Annotated in this window: 4 protein-coding genes; 3 read left to right on the plus strand and 1 reads right to left on the minus strand. The window is 74.7% G+C overall.

Going from position 1 to position 4344, the window contains the following annotated elements; genetic code table 11:
* Nucleotides 1–723 (minus strand): ferrochelatase (locus ABZW03_RS37850; RefSeq protein ID WP_355268968.1); only part of this gene is annotated, 723 nt, incomplete at its 3' end.
* A gap of 131 nt (nt 724–854) precedes the next feature.
* Between ABZW03_RS37850 and ABZW03_RS37855 the strand changes: the two genes are divergently transcribed.
* The 3 genes from ABZW03_RS37855 to ABZW03_RS37865 all read left to right on the plus strand — a co-directional run.
* A complete protein-coding gene (locus tag ABZW03_RS37855; RefSeq protein WP_355268970.1) occupies nt 855–2123 on the plus strand; it encodes an MFS transporter in 1269 nt (422 codons plus the stop codon).
* Between the two features lie 105 nt (nt 2124–2228).
* A complete protein-coding gene (locus ABZW03_RS37860) occupies nt 2229–3551 on the plus strand; it encodes a D-arabinono-1,4-lactone oxidase (protein WP_355268971.1) in 1323 nt (440 codons plus the stop codon).
* Between the two features lie 6 nt (nt 3552–3557).
* A partial coding sequence (locus tag ABZW03_RS37865) for an AfsR/SARP family transcriptional regulator (RefSeq protein WP_355268973.1) occupies nt 3558–4344 on the plus strand: 787 nt, incomplete at its 3' end.

A 4344-nucleotide genomic window follows, 5' to 3' on the forward strand; every position in this document is an offset into this window, starting at 1 on the left:
GCCGGTGCGCTCGGCCACCGCGGCGGCGATCAGCCGGGCGACGTCCAGGTGCTGGGCGACGTACGCGCCGCCGGGCCGGCCGCGGGCCGGGTCGTCCGGGGCGCCGGAGGTCTCGGCCATGGCCTCCGGGATGGAGTGGGTGGTGAACGCCAGCCGGGCGCCGGGGCGGACGGCCTCGGGCAGCTCGTCCAGGGCGGCCAGGACGGCGTCGATCATCGGCTCGACGAAGCCCGGGTGGTTGTAGAAGTGCCGCAGCTTGTCGACGCGCAGCGCGGGCCCGCCCTCCTCGGCGAGCGCGGCCAGCGCGTCGGCCAGGTTCTCCCGGTACTGGCGGCAGCCCGAGTAGCCGGCGTAGGCGCTGGTGGCGAGCACGGCGATCCGGCGGTGGCCGCCGGCGGCCAGCTCCCGCAGGGTGTCGACCAGGTAGGGCGCCCAGTTCCGGTTGCCCCAGTAGACCGGCAGGTCCAGCCCGTGCTCCGCGAAGTCCTTGCGCAGCGCGGCGAGCAGCTCGCGGTTCTGCCCGTTGATCGGACTGACCCCGTCGAACATGAAGTAGTGCCTGCCCACCTCCTTCAGCCGCTCCTTGGGGATGCCGCGGCCGCGGGTGACGTTCTCCAGGAACGGGACGACGTCCTCGGGGCCCTCGGGCCCGCCGAAGGACAGCAGCAGCAGGGCGTCGTACGGGGCGGCGCCGGAGGGGGAGGGTTTGCGCGCGTCGGACATGGCACCGATCCTGCCACTGAGGGGACGGGCCCCGTCGCCGGGGCCGCGCGGGTGTCCGGAAAATACCGTTTGCCAACGTACGTAAGCTGTGTTTACCAGCCTCGTTCCTTACTCCCCCGCCCGGAGCTCCTGTGCTGTCCAGCTACCGCCAGATATTCGCCTCCCCCGGCACTCTGGCCTTCTCCTCCACCGGCTTCGTCTCCCGGCTGCCGATCTCCATGACCGGGATCGGCATCGTGACCATGCTGTCCCAGCTCAGAGGCTCCTACGGGGTGGCCGGCCTGGTCTCGGCCTGCCTCGCGGTCTCCGCCGCCGTCCTCGGCCCGCAGGTCTCCCGGCTGGTGGACCGGCACGGCCAGCGCAGGATCATCGTCCCCGCCATGGCGCTCACCATCGTCTCCGCCACCGGCCTGCTGCTCTGCGCCCGGTTGGCGGCCCCGGACTGGACGCTGTTCGTCTTCGCCGCCGGCATGGGCGTGATGCCGAGCACCGGCGCGATGGTCCGCGCCCGCTGGGCCCACCTCTACCGCGACGACACCGGCAAGCTGCACACCGCCTACTCCTTCGAGGCCGTGGTCGACGAGGTCTGCTTCATCGTCGGCCCGATCCTCTCGATCGGCCTGGCCACCTCCGTCTTCCCCGAGGCCGGCCTGCTGCTCGCCTCGGTCTTCCTCACCGTCGGCGTCCTGCTGTTCGCCGCCCAGCGCTCCACCGAGCCGCCGGTCCATCCGGCCGCCCGGCACCAGGGCGGCTCGGTCATCCTCAACCGCGGCCTCCAGGTGCTGATCATCACCTTCGTCGCCACCGGTGCGATCTTCGGCTCGGTCGAGGTGGTCACCGTCGCCTACGCCGAGGCCCAGGGCCACAAGGCGGTCTCCAGCGTGATCCTCGCCCTGTGGGCGCTCGGCTCCTGCCTGGCCGGGGTGGTCTTCGGCACCCTCAAGCTCACCGGATCGATGGCGGTGCGCTTCCTCGTCGGCGTCCTGTTCATGGCGGTCAGCATGGTGCCGCTGCTGCTGGTCGCCCACACGGTGCACGGCCTCGGCGGGCTGGTCGCGGTCGGCGCCGCGCTGCTGGTCGCCGGCATCGCCATCTCCCCCACCCTGATCACCGCGATGGCCCTGGTCGAGCGGCTCGTCCCGGCCGCCCAGCTGACCGAGGGCATGACCTGGACCACCACCGGCCTGGCCCTCGGCGTCGCGGCCGGCTCCTCGGCCGGCGGCTGGGTGGTCGACGCCTCCGGCGCCGCCGCGGGCTACTGGGTGCCGCTGGCGGCCGGCCTGCTCGGGGTGGTCGCCGCCCTCGCCGGCCTCGGCCGGCTGCGCGCCGGACTGGCCGCCGACACGCCCGCCACGGCCGCTGCCGACGGGGTCGAACGACCCGTAGACGTCGAACGGTGAACTGACTAGTCTCTCGCCCTACTCGCGGGTCGAACCCGCGAGTAGGGCGGCGCCGCCGCCCCGGACCGCGCCGACCCGTTCGGCCACGGAGCAGGAGGCAGCGCAATGCCCCAGGCCAGTACCGCGACCCCCACCCGGTGGACCAACTGGGCCGGCAACCAGAGCGCCCGCCCCGCCCGGGCCGCCGCCCCCGGCACCGTCGAGGAACTGGCCAGGGAGATCCGGCGGGCCGCCGAACAGGGCCGCACCGTCAAGGCCGTCGGCTCCGGCCACTCCTTCACCTCGATCGCCTCGGCCGGCGACGGCGTCCAGATCCGCCCGCACGCGCTCACCGCCGTCCGCGCGATCGACCGCGAGGCCGGCACCGTCACCGTCGAGTCCGGCCTCCCGCTGCACCGGCTCAACCGGGTCCTCGCCGCCGAGGGCCTCGCGCTGACCAACATGGGCGACATCGAGGTCCAGACCGTGGCCGGCGCCACCAGCACCGGCACCCACGGCACCGGGCGCGACTCCGGCTCGCTGGCCGCCCAGATCCGCGCCCTGGAGATCGTCCTCGCCGACGGCACCGTGCGGCGCTGCTCCCCCACCGAGAACCCCCGGCTCTTCCAGGGCGCCCGGCTCGGCCTCGGCGCCCTCGGCGTGATCACCGCGCTCACCTTCGGCGTCGAGCCGGCCTTCCTGCTCACCGCGCACGAGCAGCCGATGGGCTTCGACGAGGTGCTGGAGCGCCTGGACGACCTCACCGCCGTCAACGAGCACTTCGAGTTCTACTGGTTCCCGCACACCGACCGCTGCTCCACCAAGCGCAACAACCGCAGCCAGGGCCCGGCCGCCCCGCTGCCCCGGTTCAAGGAGTGGCTGGAGGACGACTTCCTCTCCAACACCGTCTGGGAGGGCGCCTGCCGGATCGGCCGGCGCTTCCCCGGCTCGATCCCCTCGATCGCCTCGCTGGCCAGCCGGGCCTGGTCCGAGCGCAGCTTCACCGACACCGCGTACAAGGTGTTCACCAGCCCGCGGCGGGTCCGCTTCCTGGAGATGGAGTACGCGGTGCCGCGCGCGGCCGTCGGCGAGGTGCTGCGCGAGCTGAAGGCCCTGGTCGAGCGCTCGGACTGGAAGGTCGGCTTCCCGGTCGAGGTGCGCTTCGCCCCCGCCGACGACCTCTGGCTCTCCACCGCCTCCGGACGGGACAGCGCCTACATCGCCGTCCACCTCTACCGGGGCACCGCCGACCAGGGCTACTTCACCGGCGTCGAACAGCTGATGACCGCCCATCAGGGGCGGCCGCACTGGGGCAAGCTGCACACCCGCGACGCCGAGTACCTGGCCGGCGTCTACCCGCACTTCGGCGACTTCACCGCGCTGCGCGACGAGGTCGACCCGCAGCGGGTGTTCGGCAACGACTACCTGCGCCGGGTGCTGGGCGCCTGAAGCCGGGTGCTGGGCGCCCGAACGTGCTCTAGGGCGCGGCAGTGCCGTCGGCCGACGGAGGCGCTGCGGCTGTGGCGCGGCGAGCCGCTGGCCGACCTGCCCGGCACCCCGCTGCGCACCGCCGCGGTGGACCGGCTGAGGCAGTCCCGCACCGCCGCCCTGCTCCGCTGGGCCGGCCTGCTGCTGGGCCAGGGTGCCGGGGCGTCGGCCGTGCCGCTGCTGGAGCAGGGCGTACGGGCGGACGGGCTGCGCGAGGAGCTGGTGGCGCTGCTGATGCGCTGCCTGCACCAGTCGGGCCGGCCCGCCGAGGCGCTGGCCGCCTACCACCGGGCCCGGGTGCGGCTGGACGAGGAGCTGGGCATCAACCCCGGCCCGGCGCTGCGGGCGGCGCTCGCCGAGGTGCTGGCCGACGACCGTACGGCGGAGCCGCCGCCACTCGCGCCCCCGGCGCCCGAACCGGCGCCGCAGCCCACGCCCGTCCCGCGCCAACTCCCGCGCCGCCTCCCGGACTTCGTCGGCCGCACTACCGACCTGGCCCGGCTCGACCGGGCCGCCGGGGCGGGCCGCGCCGGGGACGGCCCGGTGCTGGTGGTCGGCCCGGCCGGGGTCGGCAAGAGCGCGCTGGTCACCGCCTGGGCGCACCGGGTCGCCGACCGCTTCCCGGACGGCCTGCTGCACGCCGAGCTGCGCGGCCTCGTCCCGGGCGGCCCCGACGGCTCCGACGGCTCTGGCGGCTCCGACGGCCCTGGCGGCGCATTGCGTTCGCGGTCGGCGGGGTGCTGGAGTCCGTGGC

The organism is Kitasatospora sp. NPDC004799 (assembly GCF_040609095.1).
Classification (GTDB): domain Bacteria; phylum Actinomycetota; class Actinomycetes; order Streptomycetales; family Streptomycetaceae; genus Kitasatospora.